Origin of the sequence: Mycobacterium sp. KBS0706 (genome assembly GCF_005938675.2) — a bacterium.
Lineage (GTDB): Bacteria > Pseudomonadota > Alphaproteobacteria > DSM-16000 > Inquilinaceae > Inquilinus.
This window is the reverse complement of sequence record NZ_VCCH02000019.1, coordinates 1-18,868: the sequence shown is the minus strand read 5'-3', so window position 1 is coordinate 18,868 and position 18,868 is coordinate 1. Positions and strand designations below refer to the sequence as shown.

Below are 18,868 nucleotides of genomic sequence, written 5' to 3'. Positions count from 1 at the left end.
CTAGTACAATCCGCCGGTGCCGGTCAGCGCATCCTGGCTGGTCTCGCCGAAGGTGTCGGCGACCGGCGCCGGGCCGGGCTCGGTGCCGGGGCGGAACGCCTCCATGATCACATCCGACCCGCCCGGCTCCGCCGAATAGCCGCTGCGGCGGTCGACATAGGCGAAGCTGACCCCTGGCGGCACGGCGAAGGCGCCGGGGTCTTCCCCGGCCAGCGCGTCCTTGATGAAGTCGCTGAAGATCGGCACCGCGATCGACCCGCCGGTAGCGCCGGCGCCCAGGCTGCGCGGCTTGTCGTAGCCGACGAAGATGCCGACGGCCAGCCGCGGCGAGAAGCCGACGAACCAGACGTCGTTCGAATCATTGGTGGTGCCGGTCTTGCCGGCCAGCGGCAGGCCCAGCCCCGCGAGGCGGGCGGCGGTGCCGCGCTGGGTGACGCCCTGCAGGATCGAGATCATCTGGTAGTTGGCGATCGGGTCGTCCAGCTCCTGCCCGCGTGGCCGCTGGGGCGCCGGCTGGCCGGACCAGGCGGGGGCGGCGCAGGGGATGCAGTCGGCCCGGTCCGGTCCGACGACGCCCTGCTGCCGCAGGCTGCGGCCGTCGCGGTCCTGCACCCGCTCGATCAGATAGGGGCTGATCTGGTAGCCGCCATTGGCGATGGTGGCGTAGGCCGTGGTCAGCTTCAGCGGCGTGGTCTCGCCGGCGCCCAGGCCCATCGCCGGATACAGCGGCATGTTCTGGTAGATGCCGAAGGTCTCCGCCGTGTCCTTGACCGGCTGCAGCCCCATCTCGACCAGCAGGCGCACGGTCATGACGTTGCGCGACCGCTCGACGCCGGAGCGCAGCGTGGCCAGGCCGATGAAGCCGCCGCCGTAGTTGCGCGGGCGGTAGCGACCGCCGCCCTGGCCCTGATCGACCGAGATCGGCGTGTCGTAGATCAGGCTGGACGGGGTGTAGCCGTGCTGCAGCGCCGACAGGTAGACGAAAGGCTTGAAGGCCGAGCCCGGCTGGCGCTGCGCCTGGGTGGCGCGGTTGAACTCGCTGAGCGAGAAGTCGAAGCCGCCCGACATCGCCAGCACCTTGCCGGTGAACGGGTCGACGGCGACCAGCGCGCCCGACACCTCCGGCACCTGGCGCAGCGAATAGGCGGCGATCTGCGGCTCCGAGGTCTTGGCCGCCGGCTGCACCCAGATCACGTCGCCCTTGGCCAGCACGTCGTCGGCGCCGCCGACCTGCCTTCCGACCCGGCCGTTGACGACCCGGCGTGCCCAGGTCATGTCGGCGCGATCGATGCGGCCCTGGCTGCCGTCATCGAGACCGATGGTGGCGGCCTGGCGGTCGACCTCCAGCACCACGGCCAGGGTCCAGCCGTCGATCTGGGCCGGCCGGTCGATGCCGGTCAGGAAGCGCTGCCACACCGGCCGCTCATCCTTCGGCGCGGCGGTCGGGGCGACCGCCGGGGCGGCCTGCTGCTGCTCCGGCAGGCGCACGCCCATCGCCGACAGCGCGCCGAGCAGCCGGCCCTGCTGCGCCGGGGACTGGGCGGCCGGCTGGGCCGGCGCCTGGGCGGCCTCGGCCTGCGCCACTGCCTCAGCCGAAGCCGGCAGGTCCAGCATCGCCGAGATGTTGGTGATCGGCCCGCGCCAGCCGCGGTTGCGGTCGAAGCGCTCGAGGCCGGCGCGCAACGAGCGGTCGGCGAAGAGCTGCAACCGCGGGTCGAGCGTGGTGCGCACCGCCAGCCCGCCGCGATAGAGCTGGTCGTTGCCGAAGGATTTGCGCAGCGAGCGGCGGACCTCCTCGGCGAAATAGGGGGCGTAGACGGTCTCCAGCGGCGCCTGGGCGCGCACCGCCAGCGGCTCGGCCTTGGCGACGGCCGCCTGCTCGGGGGTGATGGCGCCGTCCTGGGCCATGCGGTCGAGCACGTAGTCGCGGCGGGTGCGCGCGGCCTCGGGCCGGGTGACCGGGTTGTAGTTGTTCGGCGCCTTCGGCAGCGCCGCCAGGAACGCCGCCTCGGACAGCGACAGCTCGGCCGGCGGCTTGCCGAAATAGCGGGCCGAGGCCGCGCCGACGCCATAGGCGCCGCGGCCGAGATAGATCTCGTTGAGGTACATCTCCAGGATCTGGTCCTTGGAGAAGTCGTGCTCGATCTCGAAGGCGAGGACCAGCTCGCGGATCTTGCGCAGGGCGCTGACCTCGTTGGTCAGCAGCAGGTTCTTCGCCACCTGCTGGGTGATGGTCGAGCCGCCTTCGAGCCGCCGGCCGTGCCGCAGATTCTTGATGTTGGCGACCATGGCGCGGGCCAGGCCGGACGGGTCGACGCCGTGATGGCGCCGGAAGTTCTGGTCCTCTGCCGAGATGAAGGCCTGCACCATGTAGGGCGGCAGGGCCGACAGCGGCACCACCACCCGATTCTCGACATAGTATTCCCGCAGCAGCGACCCGTCGGCGGCGTAGATGCGGGTGGTCTCGGGCGGCTGATAGGCGGCGAGCTGGCCGGCGTCAGGCAGATGCAGCTCGGGTCCGGCGGTGGTGACCAGGAGCTTCAGCAGGACGGCGACGACGGAAAAGCTGGCGGACATGCGGGCGGTTCATTGGTCCCAGGGCGTCTCTTACTAAACGTTCGGCCAGCGAATCGGAAACGCCTTCTTCTGGACGAAGCCATGCGGGAGCATGTGAGTATTCAGATAGCTCGAAACGGCCCGCCTGCCATGCCCCCTTTCATCCGCTGCGCCGGGCATGGGATCATGGCGGCATGAAACCGATGGTTCTGCTGTTGTCGATCGGCCTGCTGGGCTGGTGGTACGTCGTGGTGCCGCTGCAGGTGATCGTCGCGGCCGTGGCCCTTGCCCGCGGCCGCTGGCGGCTGGCCGTGTTCAGCCTGACCGCGCTGGCCGTCGCGATCGCCCTGGTCCAGGCCGCGCGGGCGGTGGTCGAACGGCATCCGGAGCGATTCGGCGACATCGGCCTGGTGCTGCCCAGCGGCCATTCGGCCCTGGTCGTGGTCACGGTGACGACGATGGCGACGCTGGTCTGGCCGCGCTGGTCGCGCCGGCGCCTCGCAGCAGCGGCCGTGCTGATCCTGGCCGTCGCCGGCGTCATGATGACCCTGGGCGGCCACACGGTCGGGGACGTGCTGGTCGGGCTGGCGCTGGGCGGCATTGCCATCCTCGTCGCCGGGGTCGCGGCGCGGTTCCGCCGGTCTCGCCGGGCGGCGCCGGCGTGACCGTCAGCGATTCGGCCACAGGCCCGGCGTGGCCAGCTCGATGACGTGGCCGTCCGGGTCTGAGAAGTACAGGCTGGCGCCGCCGCGCGGCCAGGCCATCTCGCCGGTCAGGGCCACGCCGGCCTCGGCCAGCCGGGCGCGCCAGGCCTCGAGATCCCCGGCCGGCACGGCGAAGGCCATGTGCAGCCGCCCCGTGCCCTCATGCCCCGGGATGGTTCCGGAGGAGTCGACCACATCTTCCGAGGTGGCGCCGGCCAGGAACAGCAGCAGCACGCCCTGGCGGCCGGCGTCCAGCGCCACCAGGCGCGGGCTGCGCAGCATCACGCCCAGGCCCAGCACCTGCTCGTAGAAGGCGGCGGACCGGTCCAGGTCGGCGACATAGAGCGAGGTCTCGAGCAGCCCGTCGATGCGTGGCGCGGCGGTCATGGCGCCGTCAGGCGTCGTCCGTGAGGCGGATCACCACGTCCACCCGGGCGATGCGGGTGCCGGCTGGCGCCTCGGGCAGGGCCGAGACCACCACCGCCTCGCCATGGACGTCGCGCAGCACGCCGGTCGACTCGTGGTAGAAGTGATGGTGGTCGCGGATGTTGGTGTCGAAATAGGACCGCCCGGCCTCGATCACCACCTCGCGCAGCAGCCCGGCCTCGGTGAACTGGTGCAGGGTGTTGTAGACGGTCGCCAGCGCCATAGCCTGGCCGGCCGCCGTCGCCTCGCCATGCAGCGCCTCGGCGGTGACGTGACGGTCGCCGCCGTCGAACAGCAGCCGGGCCAGCGCCACCCGCTGACGGGTGGGCCGCAGCCCGGCCTCGATCAGCCGGTCGACAGGGGCGGTGGTCTCGGCGTCCGTCATTCTGGTCCTGCAATGATCCCCTTCGCACAGTAATCTGTGCGGCTCCCGGGAACAACACCCCGGCGTCGGGGATCGATCCGCATCTCACATCATCTGGTAGTTCGGACCGCCGCCGCCCTCGGGGACGGTCCAGACGATGTTCTGCTTCGGATCCTTGATGTCGCAGGTCTTGCAGTGCACGCAGTTCTGCGCGTTGATCACGAAGCGCGGGTCGCTGCCGTCCTCGTTGCGCACCACCTCATACACCCCGGCCGGGCAATAGCGCTGCGCCGGCTCGTCGAACACCCGCAGGGTGTAGGCGATCGGGACCGACGGGTCCTTCAGCTTCAGATGCGACGGCTGATTCTCCTCGTGGTTGGTGTTCGACAGATACACCGAGGAGAGGCGGTCGAAGGTGATCACCCCGTCCGGCTTGGGATAGTCGATCTTCTTCGACTGCGCGGCCGGGCGCAGCGTTTCGTTGTCGGCATGCTTGTGGCGCAGGGTCCAGGGCAGCTTGCCGCGGGTCCACAGCTCGATGCCGGAATACAGCGTGCCCAGGATCGTGCCCCAGCGGAAGGCCGGGCGGCAGTTGCGCACCACCGTCAGCTCCTGCCAGACCCAGCTGGCCTTCAGCCGCTCCGGATAGGCCGTCACCTCGTCATGGCCCTCGCGGCCCTCTGCCAGCGCGTCGAACACCGCCTCGGCGCAGACCATGCCGCTCTTCATCGCGGTGTGGTTGCCCTTGATCCGCGGCACGTTGACGAAGCCGGCGGAGCAGCCGATCAGGCAGCCGCCCGGGAAGGTCAGCTTCGGGATCGACTGCAGACCGCCCTCGTTGATGGCGCGGCCGCCATAGGCCAGGCGCTTGCCGCCCTCCAGCACCGGGCGGACCAGCGGGTGGGTCTTGAAGCGCTGGAACTCCTCGAACGGCGACAGGTACGGGTTCTTGTAGTCGAGCGCGACGACGTAGCCGATCGAGACCAGGTTCTCGCCGAAATGGTACATCCAGCTGCCGCCATAGGTCTCGTTGTCCAGCGGCCAGCCGAAGCCGTGCTGCACCAGGCCGCGCCGGTGGTGCTCCGGCTTCACCTCCCACAGCTCCTTGACCCCCAGGCCGAAGGTCTGCGGGTCACAATCGGCGCGCAGGGTGAAGCGCTCCATCAGGATCTTGGCCAGCGACCCGCGCACGCCCTCGCCGATCAGCGTGTATTTGGCGTGCAGCTCCATGCCCGGGGTGTAGTTGCCGGTGTGCTCGCCGTCCTTGCCGATGCCCATGTCGCCGGTGGCCACGCCCTTGACCGACCCGTCCTCGTGGTACAGCACCTCGGCCGCGGCGAAACCGGGATAGATCTCGACCCCCAGCGCCTCGGCCTGCTGCGCCAGCCAGCGCGTCACCAGCCCCATGCTGACGATGTAGTTGCCGTGGTTGTGCAGCTCCTTCGGCAGGCCGAAGTTCGGCAGGCGGAAGCTGCTGACGCCCGTGAAGTAGTGGAACTCATCCTGCGTTACCGCGGTGTCCAGCGGCGCGCCCTTGTCCTTCCAGTCGGGGATCAGCTCGTTCAAGGCCCGCGGGTCCAGCACCGCGCCCGACAGGATGTGGGCGCCGACCTCCGACCCCTTCTCCAGCACGCAGACGCTGACCTCGCGCCCCGTCTCCGCCGCCTTCTGCTTCAGCCGGATCGCCGCCGCGAGGCCCGCCGGCCCCGCGCCCACGATCACGACGTCGTATTCCATCGATTCGCGTTCCATCGCGCGTTCCTGTCGTTTGGTTGGCGGCATGCTACAGAAATGCATCCCGGGAATCGAATGGCCGATCATGTCGCGCCGGCTTTGGCTCCGGTTGCGACGCGCCAGACCTCGCCGACGCTGCGGCAGGTGTTGACAGGCCGGATGGTGCGGCGGCTTCTAGCGCATGGACAGGATCAGCGAATCAGCCGTGCAGCCCGCCGAGATCATCGCCCTGCTGAGATGGTACCAGGACGCCGGCGTCGACGAGGCGATCGGCGACGATCCGGGCGCGCTAGGCCGGCCTCGCACGGCCGCGATGCCGGCGGCACCGGTCCAACTGGCGGCCCCGGCGCCGCAGCCGGTCCAGCCCGCCCCGGCCCCGGCGGTCCGCACGGCCGGCCCCGCCGCGGTGCTGCCGGGCAGCGACGCCGCCACCGGCGACGCCCGCCGCGTCGCCGCCGGGTGCAACACGCTGGAGGAGCTGGCGGCCGCGCTGACCGCCTTCGACGGCTGCGGGCTGAAGGCTACCGCCACCCAGATGGTGTTTGCCGACGGCAACCCCGAGTCCGACATCATGATCGTCGGCGAGGCGCCGGGGGCGGAGGAGGACCGGCTGGGCAAGCCCTTCGTCGGCCAGTCCGGCAAGCTGCTGGACCGCATGCTGGCGGCGATCGGGCTCGACCGCACCACGGTCTACATCTCCAACATCGTCAACTGGCGCCCGCCCGGCAACCGCCAGCCGAACGCGGCGGAGATCGCGATCTCGCTGCCCTTCATCGAGCGCCACATCGCGCTGATGCAGCCGAAGATCCTGCTCTGCGCCGGCGGCACCTCGGCCGCGGCGCTGCTGGCGACTCGGGAAGGCATCACCCGGATCCATGGCCGCTGGTACGACCGGTCCTTCCCGGACCTGGCCGCGCCGGTGCCGACCATGCCGATCTACCACCCGGCCTTCATCCTGCGGCAGCCGGGCATGAAGCGCGACGTCTGGCGCGACCTGCTGGTGCTGAAGCACCGGATGAAGGAGCTGGGCTGCGGCGTCGCGTCCGCCGGCTGATCACCGTTTCACTTTTCCCGGCGCATTCCGTCGGCTAGCTTGGCCGCTTCGTTCGACCACCGCATTGGGGGGACGCATGCCGGGCCGGATCGACGAGTCACGTCCGTTCATCGCCGTCAACATCGCGCTGCTGACCGTGTCCGACACGCGCAGTGCCGCCGACGACAAGTCCGGCGACACGCTGGCCGAGCGCATCGCCGCGGCCGGCCATGCGGTGCGCGACCGGCGCATCGTCAAGGACGACCGGGCGGCGATCGAGGCGCAGCTGAAGGCCTGGATCGCCGATCCCGAGATCGACACGGTGATCGCCACCGGCGGCACCGGCGTCACCGGCCGCGATGTCACGCCGGAGGCGTTCCACGCGGTCTATGAGAAGCACATCCCCGGCTTCGGCGAGCTGTTCCGCTGGCTGTCCTACGACAAGATCGGCACCTCGACGATCCAGAGCCGGGCGACCGCGGGCGTGGCCGGCGGCACCTATCTGTTCGCGCTGCCGGGCTCACCCTCCGCCTGCCGCGATGCCTGGGACCTGATCCTGAAGGACCAGCTCGACAACCGGTTCCGGCCCTGCAATTTCGTCGAGCTGATGCCGCGCCTCCGCGAGAAATGACCACGATGACTTCGCTTCTTCGCGCCGGCCGGCTGGCCGCCTTCGCCTGTCTTCTCGTCGTCGCCGCCTGCGTGGCGCCGGGCAACGGCTCCCGCCCCGCGACGCCGGGCGCCAACCTGGCCCAGCTGCAGCCGCTTCCGACCAGCGGCTGCAGCCTTCCCGCCGCCGAAGGAAGGCAGACGCTGAAGTTCCAGGGCGCATCCTGGCGCTACATCGTCGACCTGCCGAACGGCTACGACAAATCGGTGCCGACCCGGCTGATCCTGGCCTTCCACGGCCGCACCGGCACGGCCGAGAAGGTGCGCACCTATTTCGAGCTGGAAGGCCCGGCGGCGAGGCCGGCGATCGTGGTCTATCCGCAGGCGCAGGGCGGCTGGGGCGGCAAGGCCGACCGCGACATGGCCTATGTCGACACCCTGCTGGCGCGGCTGAAGGCGACGCTGTGCGTCGATCAGACTCAGATCTTCGCCGCCGGCCATTCGATGGGCGGCAGCTTCGTCAACGACCTGTCCTGCGGCCGCGCCGGGGTGTTCCGTGCCACCGCCGTGGTGGCCGGCGGCATCGGCAGCGTGCGGCCCTGTCAGGGCCAGGTGGCGGCGATCCTGCTGCACAATCCGAAGGACAATATGGTGCCCTACAGCCAGGGCATCGCCGAGCGCGACAAGCGCATCGCCCAGAACCGGCTGGCCGCCACCCCGGTCGATGCCAGCGCCGCCTTCCGTTGCAAGCGCTGGGGCAAGGGCGACATCGCCGACCCGGTGGTGTTCTGCGACCTGCCGTCGACCTTCGACCGCAAGCGGCCCTATTCGCATGGCTGGCCGGACGGCACCGGGCCGGCCATCACCGGCTTCTTCGACCGCGTCACCGACCAGCGGATTCAGTTGACAGAGCGGCCCGACGCCCCTTAGGTGGGAGCATGATGATCCGGCTAAGCACGCTTCGACTTATCTGATCGGCGCCCCGAGGGGCGTCGAAGCCGAAGCCGTTGCGACCCCTTTCCGGATCCTCACCATGCCCGCAGAACGATCGCCCCGACAGGTTTTCGCCCGCCCCAACCGGGACCTGCTGCGACTTATCACCGGCCGCTGAGCGGCGCATCGCGCGCCCCGCGGCCCCTTGGCGCGTCCATGTCATGCGCCCGTCGTCATTTCGCCCTATCCTTTTGGTCCGGCCGAGGCCGGCCGGTGCGAGAGAGAAATCCGATGTCCGTGATGCAACCCAAATCCGGAATGCCGATCGACAAGTACCGTCCGGTGCAGACCGTGGCGCTGACCGACCGGCACTGGCCGAACCGCGTCATCGACCGTGCCCCGATCTGGTGCTCGGTCGACCTCCGCGACGGCAACCAGGCCCTGATCGAGCCGATGGGGACCGACCGCAAGCAGCGCATGTGGGACCTGCTGGTCGGCATGGGCTTCAAGGAGATCGAAGTCGGCTTCCCTGCCGCCTCGCAGACCGATTTCGACTTCGTCCGCCAGCTGATCGACAACAACTTGATCCCCGATGGCGTCACCATCCAGGTGCTGACCCAGTCGCGCGAGGAGCTGATCCGCCGCACTTTTGATGCCATTCGCGGGGCGAAGCGGGCGATCGTCCATCTCTACAACTCGACCTCGACGCTGCAGCGCCGGGTGGTGTTCGGCCTGGACCGCGACGGCATCACCGAGATCGCGGTGCGGGGGACGAAGCTGATCAAGGAGCTGGTACCGACGGTGCCGGAGACCGAGATCGTGTTTCAGTACTCGCCGGAGAGCTTCACCGGCACCGAGCTGGACTATGCCCGCGACATCTGTGGCGCCGTGCTCGACGCCTGGCAGCCGACGCCCGATCGGAAGGCGATCCTGAACCTGCCGGCGACGGTGGAGATGGCGACGCCGAACGTCTATGCCGACCAGATCGAATGGTGCCACCGCAACTTCGCCCGGCGCGACAGCTTCGTGCTGTCGGTGCATCCGCACAACGACCGCGGCACCGGCATCGCCGCGACCGAGCTGGCGCTGATGGCCGGCGCCGACCGGGTCGAGGGCACCCTGTTCGGCAACGGCGAGCGCACCGGCAATGTCGACATCGTCACGCTGGGCCTGAACATGTTCACCCAGGGCGTCGACCCCGGGCTCGACCTGCACGATGTCGGCGAGATCGTCCGCACCGTCGAATATTGCAACCAGCTGCCGGTGCATCCGCGCCACCCCTATGGCGGCGAGCTGGTGTTCACTGCCTTCTCCGGCTCGCACCAGGACGCGATCAAGAAGGGCTTCGCGGCCATGGAGAAGAGCAACAGCGGGCTGTGGGAGGTGCCGTACCTGCCGATCGACCCGCAGGACATCGGCTGCAGCTACGAGGCGGTGATCCGGGTCAACAGCCAGTCCGGCAAGGGCGGCGTCGCCTATCTGCTGCTGACCGACCATGGCCTCGACCTGCCGCGCAAGCTGCAGGTGGAGTTCAGCCAGGTGATCCAGAAGCTGGCCGACGAGACCGGCAAGGAGATCTCGTCCAAGGTGATCTGGCACGAGTTCGAGCAGGAGTACCTGACCCCTGGCCGGGTCGAGGTGACCGGCCACACCACGCTGCCGACTGGCCGCGGCGAGCGCCACATCGAGGCGCAGGTCAAGATCGACGGGGTCGAGAAGACCATCCGCGGCGAGGGCAACGGGCCGCTCAACGCCTTCATCGACGCGCTCCGCCGCGAGACCGGGGTCGATGTCGACATCGCCGACTACCGCGAGCACGCGCTGCGCAGCGGCTCCGATTCCGCCGCCGCGACCTATGTCGAGGCGCGGATCGGCGGCAAGACGCTGTTCGGCGTCGGCATCGACAGCAACATCGTCATGGCCTCACTCAAGGCGGTGGCCAGCGCGGTCAATCGCGGCGTCCGCAAGGGAGCCGCCTGACCGCGGGGATGCATCCAGGCGCGGCGGCTTGCCGCCGCGCCGTGATCTGAGGAGGGGACCATGCCGCAGCTTCGACCCGAGGACCTTTCGGCCGATGAGCGCGATGCCCTGGGGCGCATCCATCGCCATGAGGCCGTCGCCGATCATCTGCGCCTCGGCCTGCAGGCCCGCGGCCTGATCGAAGAGCGGCAGGGCAACTGGGTGCTGACCAATGACGGCAGCGTCCTCTTGGCCACGCTGGGGCTGGCCAAGCTCGACGAATAGCAGGTCGGCTACCCCGGCCAGCCGAGATAGCCGAAGACGGCGCGGGCCACCCGCCGCTCCAGCGGTCGCGGGTCGGTCTCGCCGCGCTCGCCGGCGTCGTCGACCATGCCGCGGATGATGGCCAGCACGTCGGGCACCGCGGTGACCGCGTCCGGCCGAGATCCGAGAACCTGGGCGAGCGCGGCGCAGATCCGGTCGGCGACCCGGCCGTTGCTGGCCTGCATCGGCAGGCGCCGCTCCTCGAAATCCAACAGGCGCGCCAGTGCCGGCCGGCGCATCTGGTGCGCCACCCCCGCCGCGATCATCCGGGTCAGCGCCGCCCGACCGTCCGGTTCCTCCCGCGCCGCGGCGATGTCCGACAGCAGCACCGCGGTCTCGCGCTCGATCAGCGCCGCGGTCAGCGCGTCCTTGCCGGGGAAGTACTGGTACAGCGACCCGATGCTGACCCCTGCCCGCGCCGCCACCGCATTGGTGGTGTAGCCGCCCAGTCCCCGCTCCTCGAGAATGCGAGCCGCCGCCTCCAGGATCACCGCCACGGTCTCGGTCGAGCGCGCCTGCCCCGGGCGTTTCCTGGGCTCGATCCGGTCGGTGGAGGCCATGGCGGAACGCGAGTTTGCGATGTGAGCGATTGCTCGCATTCTTCGCCCCGTTCGATCCACAACGCAAACGGGACTTTCAACCATGTCCACCGAAACCACCGCCGCCGAGGCCCCGGCCGTGATGCCCGAGGTCGTGATGACCGTCTTCATGCTGGTCAAGACCACGCCGGAATGGCTGGGCATCGAAGTCGACGAGCGCTTCCGCCTGATGCGCGAGCATGTCGAGCCGATCCTGCGCCGGCACAGCCCGCAGGTGCGGTTCCGCTTCTACGACGTCGAGTTCTACACCGCCCGGGCGACCGATATCTGGGTGTGGGACGTCGCCGACACCCAGGCCTATGAGCTGGTGATCGAGGCGCTGCGCGAGACTCCGTTCTGGGATCGCTGGTTCCAGATCCTGGAGATCCTGCCCGGCGTCGAGAACGCCTATGCCAAGAACTACGGTCGGCCGGCGCTGGCGGCGTGAGAGTTCTCTCCGGCCGGGCCGGAAAGATTCTCAACCCGCACGCAACGAAACGCTATCCCTGCGAAAGATTTTAAGGTGAAATCAGGGCAGGGAGGAGACGCCTGAACGCAGACGACATGCGGAGGCGGCTCGTGGCCGACATCGTGCTGATCAACCCGCGCTTCGAGACCTCGTATTGGGGTCTCGAGCACGCCATTCGTTTTCTCGACGCCAAGGCCCTGCTGCCGCCGGCGAGCCTGCCGCTGCTCGCGGCGCTGACGCCGTCCGGGCACCGGATCACCATCATCGACGAGAATGTCGAGGAGATCGATTTCGACCGCTGCGCCAGGGCGGACATCGTCGGCCTGACCGGCATGAACGTGCAGCGGCTGCGCATGCGGTCGATCCTGGCGGAGCTGAAGCGGCGCGGCGTCTTCACCGTGGTCGGCGGCGCCTGGGCGACCGTGCAGGAGGATGATTTCAAAGATCTCGCCGATGTGACCTTCGTCGGCGAGGCCGAGGAAACCTGGCCGCGCTTTCTCGCCGAATGGGCAGAGGGCCGCCACCAGCGGCGCTACGAGCAGGCCGAGCGGACCGACATGGCGACGGTGCCGGCGCCGCGCCTGGACCTGCTGCCGATGAAAAAATACGCCCTGGGCAGCGTGCAGTTTTCGCGCGGCTGTCCCTTCGCCTGCGAATTCTGCGACATCATCGTCACCTTCGGCCGCCGGCCGCGGATCAAGACTTCGGCGCAGGTGATCGCCGAGCTGGAGGGCCTGCGGGCCGCCGGCAAGCTCACCGCCTTCATCGTCGATGACAACCTGATCGGCAACAAGAAGGCGGTGAAGGCGCTGCTGCGCGACCTGATCGCCTGGCAGCAGGCCAATCTCTATCCGATGACCTTCTCGACCGAGGCGTCGATCGACCTCGCCGAGGACCCGGAGCTGATGCAGCTGATGGCGGACGCCAATATTACCCAGGTGTTCGTCGGCATCGAGACCGTCAACGAGGAGGCGCTGCGCGAGACCAGGAAGATCCAGAACCTGCGGGATCGCGGGGGCACGATGCTGGAGAAGGTGCATCGCATCCAGGACGCCGGGATCGAGGTCTGGTGCGGCCTGATCGTCGGCTTCGACCACGACGACCCGGGCATCTTCGCCGCCCAGCGCCGCTTCGTGCAGGACGCCCGGATCGTCCACGCCATGGTCAACATGCTGGTCGCGATCCCCCGGACGCCGCTCTACAAGCGGCTCGAGGCGGAGGGACGGCTCGACCTGTCGGCCAATTTCGAGGGGATGGGGGAGCTCGGCACCAACATCCTGCCGCGCGGCTTCAGCCGAGACGCGCTGCGCCAGGGCTATGTCGCGCTGATGCAGGAGCTCTACGCCCCCGCGGCCTATTTCGACCGGGTCGATTCGCTCTATCTCGGCCTGGGGATGACGCCCGGGCGGGTCAAGGCCCGGGCCCGTTCCCGCCGGCCGAAGCTGTGGCTGAGGACTAACGCCCGGCTGCTGCTCGAGGCCGTCGCCATCCTCACCATGCTGATTCGGGGCGTCCCCGATCCGGAGCTGCGCCGGGAGTATCGCCGCCGCATGCTGCGCGTCCTCTGGCGCCGGCGCAGCCCGTCCGTGCTGCAGCAATATGCGATCAAATGCGCCATGCACTTCCATGTGCACACCATGGTGCAGCAGATGCTGGCGCAGCCGCGGGTCGAGATCGAGGCGGAAGCCGTGCCCGACGTGGCCGCCTGACGGCGGCTCACGCCCTCCGGACCAGCTCTCGCATCGGCGCCGCGTCGGCGCTGCCGGGGAAGATGACGCGGTCCAGCGCGTCCTGCGGCAGGCCGAGATGGTCGCGGAACACGCCCTTGACCACGGCGCGCAGATCCGTGGTCGGGGCCAGGTCGCGGCCCAGGTACAGCCTGTCGCCGGACAGTCCCGGCCAGTCGGCCAGCACCCTTCCGCCATGCACCGCGCCGCCGGCCAGGAAGGCGACCGAGCCGGTGCCGTGGTCGGTGCCGCCGGAGCCGTTGGCCGCGGCGGTGCGGCCGAACTCCGTCACCGTCAGGATCGCGGTCTGCTTCCAGGCCTCGCCCAGCCCGGCGCGCAGCGCCTGCAGCGTCGCGGCGTAGCTGGCGAGCAGCCGGTCCAGCCGCTTGACCTGCTGCACATGGGTGTCCCAGCCATACAGCTCCATCACGGCGATGCGCGAGCCGGTGGGATCGGCCAGGAACCGGCCGGCGGCCTCGGCGAGCTGCAGGTCGGCCCCGGCCGCGGGAGCCGCCATCGCGCCTTGGGCGGGCATGGCGGGGCCTGAGGCGGACGCGGTCTGCACCATGCCCTGGATCTGCCGGCCGAAGGCGGTGGTGTCGAGGCCGGAGGCATAGGCCGCGTGCAGCGCCGGGTCCTGGTCGTACAGCCGGGCGACCAGGTCGGGGAAGCCCGGCGGCAGGCCGGCCGGCTTGTCCGGCAGCCAGGAGGTCACCGGCGTGGTGCCGCGCAGCACCAGCGGGATCTCCTCGGCGAAGGCGATGCCGAAGCGGCGGTCGGTGGCGCCGATCAGGCCCAGCGTGCGGTTCAGCCAGCCGTCGCGGGTGCCGTCCAGCCGGGCGGCGCCGGTCTCCAGCAGATCCTGGCCGTCGAAATGCGACCGGTCGCGATAGGGCGAGGCCACGGCGTGCAGCGGCAGGAAGCTGCCTTCGGCATACCAGTCCTTCAGGGGCGCCAGGCCGGGATGCAGGGCGAAGCGCCCGTCCAGGTCGACCATGCCGCCGTCCTGGCCGGGGGCGGGCGGCACCAGGGCGCCGCGCAGCTCGGCTAGGTCCGGATCGGCATAGGGCGGCATCGCGGCCAGGCCGTCCAGCGCGCCGCGCAGGATGATCAGCACGAAACGCTGCTCGATCGGCGCCTTGGCCAGCAGCAGCCGGGCCGGCAGCACCGTCGCCGCGGCCGTGGCCGCGAAGCCGCCGAGAAGATGGCGTCGGGTCAGATCCATCCTCTCACCTCCTCTGGAATTCCGGGCTCAGCAGCGCCAGGGCCATGCCCTCGCGCTGGCTCGGCGCGCCGCGCAGCACGCCCTTGGTCTGCTCCGACAGGGTCGGGCCCAGCAGCGCCTCGACGAAGGGCAGGGGCGACTGGTCGGCGACGAGGCGCGGGATCACCTGATAGCTCCATTCCATCCGCTCCATCACCAGCTCCGGCGCCAGCCAGTCCGATTCGCGGTCCGGCCAGCCCTGCGGCGACGGCGCGTTGTAGATCTGCTGCCCCAGCCGGCGGGTCCAGTTCACCGCGGCCGGCCCGACGTCGCCGAGATCGAAGCCGCGCGCAGTCGAAACCACAAAGTCCAGCGGCGACTTGAACTTCCGCCGCACCGGCCACCAGGCCTCGGGGCTGTCGATCAGCGCCTCGGACACCGCGGCCAGGTCGCCGCCGGTGTCCAGGAAGGTCTTCGCCAGCCGGTCGACCGCGGGTTTCGGCGGATCGTCGGCGATGAAGTGGCGGACCAGCCGGGTGGCGATGTGCCGGGCGGTCGACGGATGCGCCGCCAGGACGTCCAGCGCCACCTCGCCCTCGGCCTGGCCGGAGTCGCGGTAGGTCCGGCCCAGGAAGGTCTTCGGCCCGGGCTCGTGACCGCCCGGTCGGAAGGCGAAGACGGTGCCGGGCGGGTCCTTGGCGCGGCCGGGCGTCCAGCCGGTCAGGATCATCGCCAGGGCCCGCACATCGGCCTGGGTGTAGCCGCCGTCGACGCCCAGCGTGTGCAGCTCCATCAGCTCCCGCCCCAGATTCTCGTTCAGGCCCAGCCCGGCCTGCTTGCCGCCCTTCGAGTTCGGCCCGACCGAGCGGGCATTGTCGAGATAGAACAGCATCGCCGGGTGCTTCACCACCGCCCCCAGCAGGTCGCGGAACCGGCCGGTGGCGTAAGGGCGGATCGCCTCGTTCTCATAGGCGCCGCCGAACGGCACGACATAGCTCTGGGCGTAGGAGACGGTGAAGTGGTTGGTCCAGAACTTGACCAGCCGCTCGCGGAACGGCGTGTCGCTGGCCACCGCCGACTGGACATGCGCCACACGGTCGCGGTCGCGCAGCGCCCGGGCCTCCTCCTGGTGCGGCTTGCGGCTCTCCTCGTCCGGCGCCTTCTGCACCGCGATCAGGATGTCCAGCCCGGCCCTGGTCAGCGGCAGGTCGCCGGCGGGCGCCGCCGGCTGGCGGATCTGCGCCCTGAGCCAGTCCCAGGGGTTGTCGGCGAGGGTGTCCAGCTGTCCCGGCCGGGCGCCGAAACCGAAGCGATTCACGGCAATCGCCGCCTCGACGAGAGACATGGTTCTCCGTCTCCGCTCTCGAACGACCCCTCCGGCCCCTGCACGGCAGGGCGGCGGGATTCCGTCGGGCGGCGTCGTTCCGGTGGGAGCGCGCCGCCGTTGCGTCCGGTTCACTGACGTGCTCCTTAAGGTAGGGTCCAATCCGCAGCAGGGCGAGGGTGTCGGGCGATGGGGACGGTTGGTCGCAGGGTGCGTGACACGCGCATCGAGGCGGACGGCGCGACGGCAGCGGATCGGCTGCGCCTGCTCAAGGCGCTGGAGAAGAAGATCCTCTGGCTCTCCGCCTGGACGATCCACAACGCCAACCACCTGCGGCCCAGCCCGGACGGGCTGAAGGTCGGCGGCCACCAGGCCTCCTCCGCCTCGCTGGTCACGGTGATGACCGCGCTGTATCTCGACGTGCTGCGGCCGCGCGACCGGGTGGCGGTGAAGCCCCATGCCAGCCCGGTGTTCCACGCCATCCAGTACCTGCTGGGCCAGCAGACCCGCGAGAACCTGGAGAATTTCCGCTCGCTCGGCGGGGCCCAGTCCTACCCGTCGCGGACCAAGGACGCCGACGACGTCGACTTCTCGACCGGCTCGGTCGGGCTCGGCGTCGCCATGACGCTGTTCGCCTCGATCGCCCAGGACTATGTCGCACTCAAGGGCTGGGGCGGCGAGGCCAGGGCCGGCGGCCGCATGGTGGCGCTGATGGGCGACGCCGAGCTGGACGAGGGCAACATCTACGAGGCCCTGCTGGAGGGCTGGAAGCACGACGTCCGCAACGTCTGGTGGGTGATCGACTACAACCGCCAGAGCCTGGATTCGATCGTCACCGAGCGGCTGTTCGCCCGCATCGACAAGCTGTTCGAGAACATGGGCTGGCGGGTGGTGACGCTGAAATATGGCGGGCTGCTGGAGGCTGCGTTCCAGCGGCCCGGCGGCGCCGCGCTGCGGCGCTGGATCGACGAATGCCCGAACCCGCTCTACTCGGCGCTGGTCTATCAGGGCGGGGCGTCCTGGCGGCGCCAGCTGCTGGCCGATATCGGTGGCGAGGCCGGGATCCCCGAGCTGCTGGCCGACCATGACGATGCGGCGCTGGCCGATCTCATGACCAACCTGGCCGGCCACGACCTGGAGACGGTGCTGGCGGCGTTCCGCGGCATCGCCGACGACGTGCCGACGGTGTTCATCGCCTACACCATCAAGGGCTTCGGCCTGCCCTTCGCCGGCCACAAGGACAACCATGCCGGGCTGATGAACCCGGAGCAGATGGCCGCCTTCCAGGCCAGCCAGGGCGTGCCCGAGGGCCGGGAGTGGGAGCCCTTCGCCGGCATCGACGACCTGGCCGACGCGCTGCGCGCCCTCCTGGCCGACGTGCCCTTCGCCGCCGAAGGGCGCCGGCGCTACACCGCCGCCCATATCCCGGTGCCCGCCGCGCTGGACGTCGCCTTGGCCGAGACCATGTCGACCCAGGAGGGCTTCGGCCGGATCATGGGCGAGCTGGCCAAGCGCGAGGACATGCTGGCCGAGCGCGTGGTCACCACCTCGCCCGACGTCACCGTCTCGACCAATCTCGGCGGCTGGGTGAACCGCCGCGGCATCTTCGACCGGCATGTCCGCGCCGACGTGTTCAAGGAGCAGAAGGTGGTCTCGGCCCAGCGCTGGGGCATGTCGCCGGACGGCCAGCATGTCGAGCTCGGCATCGCCGAGAACAACCTGTTCATCAACCTCGCCGCGCTGGGCCTGACCCACTCGCTGTTCGGCGAAAGGCTGCTGCCGGTCGGCACCCTGTACGACCCGTTCATCGCCCGCGGCCTCGATGCGCTGAACTATGCCTGCTACCAGGATGCCCGCTTCATGCTGGTGGCGACGCCGTCCGGCCTGACCCTGGCGCCGGAGGGCGGGGCGCACCAGTCGATCAGCTCGCCCCTGATCGGCATGGCCCAGGACGGCCTGGCCAGCTTCGAGCCGGCCTATGTCGACGAGCTGGCGGCGGTGATGGCCTGGGGCTTCGACTACATGCAGCGGGACGGCTCGGATCCGGCGGGCGGCGACTGGGTGCGCGACCATGACGGCGGGTCGGTCTATCTCCGCCTGTCGACCCGGCCGCTGGAGCAGCCCAAGCGGGAGATGACCGAGGACCTGCGCCAGGCGATCATCGCCGGCGGCTACTGGCTGCGCGAGCCGGCGCCGGGCGCGTCGCTGGCCATCGTCTACACCGGCGCGGTGGCGCCGGAGGCGATCGCCGCCTTCGACCAGCTGCTGGAGGACATCCCCGGCGCCGGCCTCTTGGCCGTGACCTCGGCCGACCGGCTCAATGCCGGCTGGCATGCCGAGCTGGCGGCGGTGCGTGCCGGCCATGCGGTCGAGCCCTGCCTCGCCCGCCGGCTGCTGGCGCCGCTGGCGCCGGACGCGGCGCTGGTCACGGTGCTGGACGGGCATCCGGCGACGCTGTCCTGGCTCGGCGGCGTGCACGGCCACCGGGTCAAGCCGCTCGGCGTCGAGCATTTCGGCCAGTCCGGCACCATCCCGCAGCTGTACCGGAAATACGGCCTGGACGCCGACGCCATCCTCGACGCCTGCGCCGCGGCCCTGCTGGGGCGGTGACGGCGTCCCTCTCCTGTCCGTCATTTCCGCGAGAGCGGAAATCTCTCTCTCCGGTCGAGCGTAACGAGATCCCCGCTTTCGCGGGGATGACAGGGTTTTTATAGGACAGCGGGCGCGGACGCGGGCAGGCCCCTCCCCCACTCCCCGCAGGGGGAGTGTGGAAGGTTGCGTTCGCGTGAAGGTTGAAAGTGGTGGATGGGGTGAGTGCGCCGGCGGTTCACCCCGTGTCAGGGGGCTTGGGCTTGCGCCGGCCGCGGGTGGCCGGGCGGGGCTTGGGCTTGTCCTCGGGCGAATCGTCCTCGCCATCCTCCGAC

The 18,868-nt window shown here is 70.1% G+C and carries 16 protein-coding genes; 9 read left to right on the top strand and 7 right to left on the bottom strand.

Annotated elements, in window-relative coordinates; translation table 11 throughout:
* Nucleotides 1-2,577 (bottom strand): penicillin-binding protein 1A, encoded by a 2,577-nt coding sequence (locus FFK22_RS12695; protein WP_138893235.1) that lies wholly within the window; start codon nt 2,575-2,577, stop codon nt 1-3.
* Nucleotides 2,578-2,750: 173 nt separating this feature from the next.
* Between FFK22_RS12695 and FFK22_RS12690 the strand changes: the two genes are divergently transcribed.
* Nucleotides 2,751-3,221: a phosphatase PAP2 family protein gene (locus FFK22_RS12690; RefSeq protein ID WP_138893236.1), complete on the top strand. Its 471-nt coding sequence runs from the start codon at nt 2,751-2,753 to the stop codon at nt 3,219-3,221.
* Between the two features lie 3 nt (nt 3,222-3,224).
* Here the strand turns inward: FFK22_RS12690 and FFK22_RS12685 are convergent, their stop codons facing one another.
* From FFK22_RS12685 to FFK22_RS12675, 3 genes are all read right to left on the bottom strand, one after another.
* A complete protein-coding gene (locus FFK22_RS12685) occupies nt 3,225-3,647 on the bottom strand; it encodes a VOC family protein (RefSeq protein ID WP_138893237.1) in 423 nt (140 codons plus the stop codon).
* A gap of 7 nt (nt 3,648-3,654) precedes the next feature.
* Complete coding sequence (irrA, locus tag FFK22_RS12680; protein WP_138893238.1) at nt 3,655-4,071, bottom strand: iron response transcriptional regulator IrrA; 417 nt, start codon at nt 4,069-4,071, stop codon at nt 3,655-3,657.
* Nucleotides 4,072-4,155: 84 nt separating this feature from the next.
* Nucleotides 4,156-5,802, bottom strand: a complete 1,647-nt coding sequence (locus tag FFK22_RS12675) for an electron transfer flavoprotein-ubiquinone oxidoreductase (RefSeq protein ID WP_138893239.1) — start codon at nt 5,800-5,802, stop codon at nt 4,156-4,158.
* A gap of 163 nt (nt 5,803-5,965) precedes the next feature.
* On the opposite strand from FFK22_RS12675, the gene FFK22_RS12670 reads away from it, so the two are divergent.
* The 5 genes from FFK22_RS12670 to FFK22_RS12650 all read left to right on the top strand — a co-directional run bounded on the left by FFK22_RS12670 (nt 5,966) and on the right by FFK22_RS12650 (nt 10,603).
* A complete protein-coding gene (locus FFK22_RS12670) occupies nt 5,966-6,838 on the top strand; it encodes a uracil-DNA glycosylase family protein (protein ID WP_143956812.1) in 873 nt (290 codons plus the stop codon).
* Between the two features lie 76 nt (nt 6,839-6,914).
* Nucleotides 6,915-7,448 carry a molybdenum cofactor biosynthesis protein B gene (gene moaB, locus FFK22_RS12665; RefSeq protein ID WP_138893200.1) on the top strand — a complete coding sequence of 178 codons (534 nt, stop codon included), beginning with the start codon at nt 6,915-6,917 and terminating at the stop codon, nt 7,446-7,448.
* A 5-nt stretch (nt 7,449-7,453) separates the two neighbouring features.
* On the top strand, nt 7,454-8,356 hold the full coding sequence (locus FFK22_RS12660) for a PHB depolymerase family esterase (RefSeq protein ID WP_138893199.1): 903 nt from the start codon (nt 7,454-7,456) through the stop codon (nt 8,354-8,356).
* 219 nt (nt 8,357-8,575) lie between these two features.
* Complete coding sequence (gene leuA, locus FFK22_RS12655) at nt 8,576-10,339, top strand: 2-isopropylmalate synthase (protein ID WP_221938560.1); 1,764 nt, start codon at nt 8,576-8,578, stop codon at nt 10,337-10,339.
* Between the two features lie 60 nt (nt 10,340-10,399).
* Complete coding sequence (locus FFK22_RS12650; RefSeq protein ID WP_138893198.1) at nt 10,400-10,603, top strand: hypothetical protein; 204 nt, start codon at nt 10,400-10,402, stop codon at nt 10,601-10,603.
* Nucleotides 10,604-10,611: 8 nt separating this feature from the next.
* Here FFK22_RS12650 and FFK22_RS12645 read toward each other — a convergent pair whose 3' ends face one another.
* Nucleotides 10,612-11,202 (bottom strand): TetR/AcrR family transcriptional regulator, encoded by a 591-nt coding sequence (locus tag FFK22_RS12645; protein WP_138893197.1) that lies wholly within the window; start codon nt 11,200-11,202, stop codon nt 10,612-10,614.
* Nucleotides 11,203-11,284: 82 nt separating this feature from the next.
* On the opposite strand from FFK22_RS12645, the gene FFK22_RS12640 reads away from it, so the two are divergent.
* Both FFK22_RS12640 and FFK22_RS12635 read left to right on the top strand, forming a co-directional pair.
* Nucleotides 11,285-11,668, top strand: a complete 384-nt coding sequence (locus tag FFK22_RS12640) for a darcynin family protein (protein ID WP_306770102.1) — start codon at nt 11,285-11,287, stop codon at nt 11,666-11,668.
* A 131-nt stretch (nt 11,669-11,799) separates the two neighbouring features.
* Nucleotides 11,800-13,398, top strand: coding sequence for a DUF4070 domain-containing protein (locus tag FFK22_RS12635; protein WP_138893196.1), 1,599 nt, complete (start codon nt 11,800-11,802; stop codon nt 13,396-13,398).
* Nucleotides 13,399-13,405: 7 nt separating this feature from the next.
* On the opposite strand, the gene FFK22_RS12630 is transcribed toward FFK22_RS12635, so the two are convergent.
* Together FFK22_RS12630 and FFK22_RS12625 are read right to left on the bottom strand one after the other, a co-directional pair.
* Entirely contained in the window at nt 13,406-14,641 is a 1,236-nt protein-coding gene (locus tag FFK22_RS12630) for a DUF1501 domain-containing protein (RefSeq protein WP_138893195.1), read from the bottom strand.
* A gap of 4 nt (nt 14,642-14,645) precedes the next feature.
* Nucleotides 14,646-15,965, bottom strand: coding sequence for a DUF1800 family protein (locus tag FFK22_RS12625; RefSeq protein ID WP_138893194.1), 1,320 nt, complete (start codon nt 15,963-15,965; stop codon nt 14,646-14,648).
* Between the two features lie 189 nt (nt 15,966-16,154).
* Here FFK22_RS12625 and FFK22_RS12620 point away from each other — a divergent pair, with 189 nt between their 5' ends.
* Nucleotides 16,155-18,554 carry a pyruvate dehydrogenase gene (locus FFK22_RS12620; RefSeq protein ID WP_221938559.1) on the top strand — a complete coding sequence of 800 codons (2,400 nt, stop codon included), beginning with the start codon at nt 16,155-16,157 and terminating at the stop codon, nt 18,552-18,554.
* Nucleotides 18,555-18,868: the final 314 nt, after the last annotated feature.

Bases quoted from the DNA above. Each gene is read 5' to 3' on its own strand.
- FFK22_RS12630 (WP_138893195.1), bottom strand. From the start codon at position 14,641: ATGGATCTGACCCGACGCCATCTTCTCGGCGGCTTCGCGGCCACGGCC.
- FFK22_RS12675 (WP_138893239.1), bottom strand. From the start codon at position 5,802: ATGGAACGCGAATCGATGGAATACGACGTCGTGATCGTGGGCGCGGGG.
- FFK22_RS12660 (WP_138893199.1), top strand. From the start codon at position 7,454: ATGACTTCGCTTCTTCGCGCCGGCCGGCTGGCCGCCTTCGCCTGTCTT.
- FFK22_RS12650 (WP_138893198.1), top strand. From the start codon at position 10,400: ATGCCGCAGCTTCGACCCGAGGACCTTTCGGCCGATGAGCGCGATGCC.
- FFK22_RS12640 (WP_306770102.1), top strand. From the start codon at position 11,285: ATGTCCACCGAAACCACCGCCGCCGAGGCCCCGGCCGTGATGCCCGAG.
- FFK22_RS12670 (WP_143956812.1), top strand. From the start codon at position 5,966: ATGGACAGGATCAGCGAATCAGCCGTGCAGCCCGCCGAGATCATCGCC.
- leuA (WP_221938560.1), top strand. From the start codon at position 8,576: ATGTCATGCGCCCGTCGTCATTTCGCCCTATCCTTTTGGTCCGGCCGA.
- FFK22_RS12625 (WP_138893194.1), bottom strand. From the start codon at position 15,965: ATGTCTCTCGTCGAGGCGGCGATTGCCGTGAATCGCTTCGGTTTCGGC.
- FFK22_RS12645 (WP_138893197.1), bottom strand. From the start codon at position 11,202: ATGGCCTCCACCGACCGGATCGAGCCCAGGAAACGCCCGGGGCAGGCG.
- irrA (WP_138893238.1), bottom strand. From the start codon at position 4,071: ATGACGGACGCCGAGACCACCGCCCCTGTCGACCGGCTGATCGAGGCC.
- FFK22_RS12690 (WP_138893236.1), top strand. From the start codon at position 2,751: ATGAAACCGATGGTTCTGCTGTTGTCGATCGGCCTGCTGGGCTGGTGG.
- FFK22_RS12695 (WP_138893235.1), bottom strand. From the start codon at position 2,577: ATGTCCGCCAGCTTTTCCGTCGTCGCCGTCCTGCTGAAGCTCCTGGTC.
- FFK22_RS12685 (WP_138893237.1), bottom strand. From the start codon at position 3,647: ATGACCGCCGCGCCACGCATCGACGGGCTGCTCGAGACCTCGCTCTAT.
- moaB (WP_138893200.1), top strand. From the start codon at position 6,915: ATGCCGGGCCGGATCGACGAGTCACGTCCGTTCATCGCCGTCAACATC.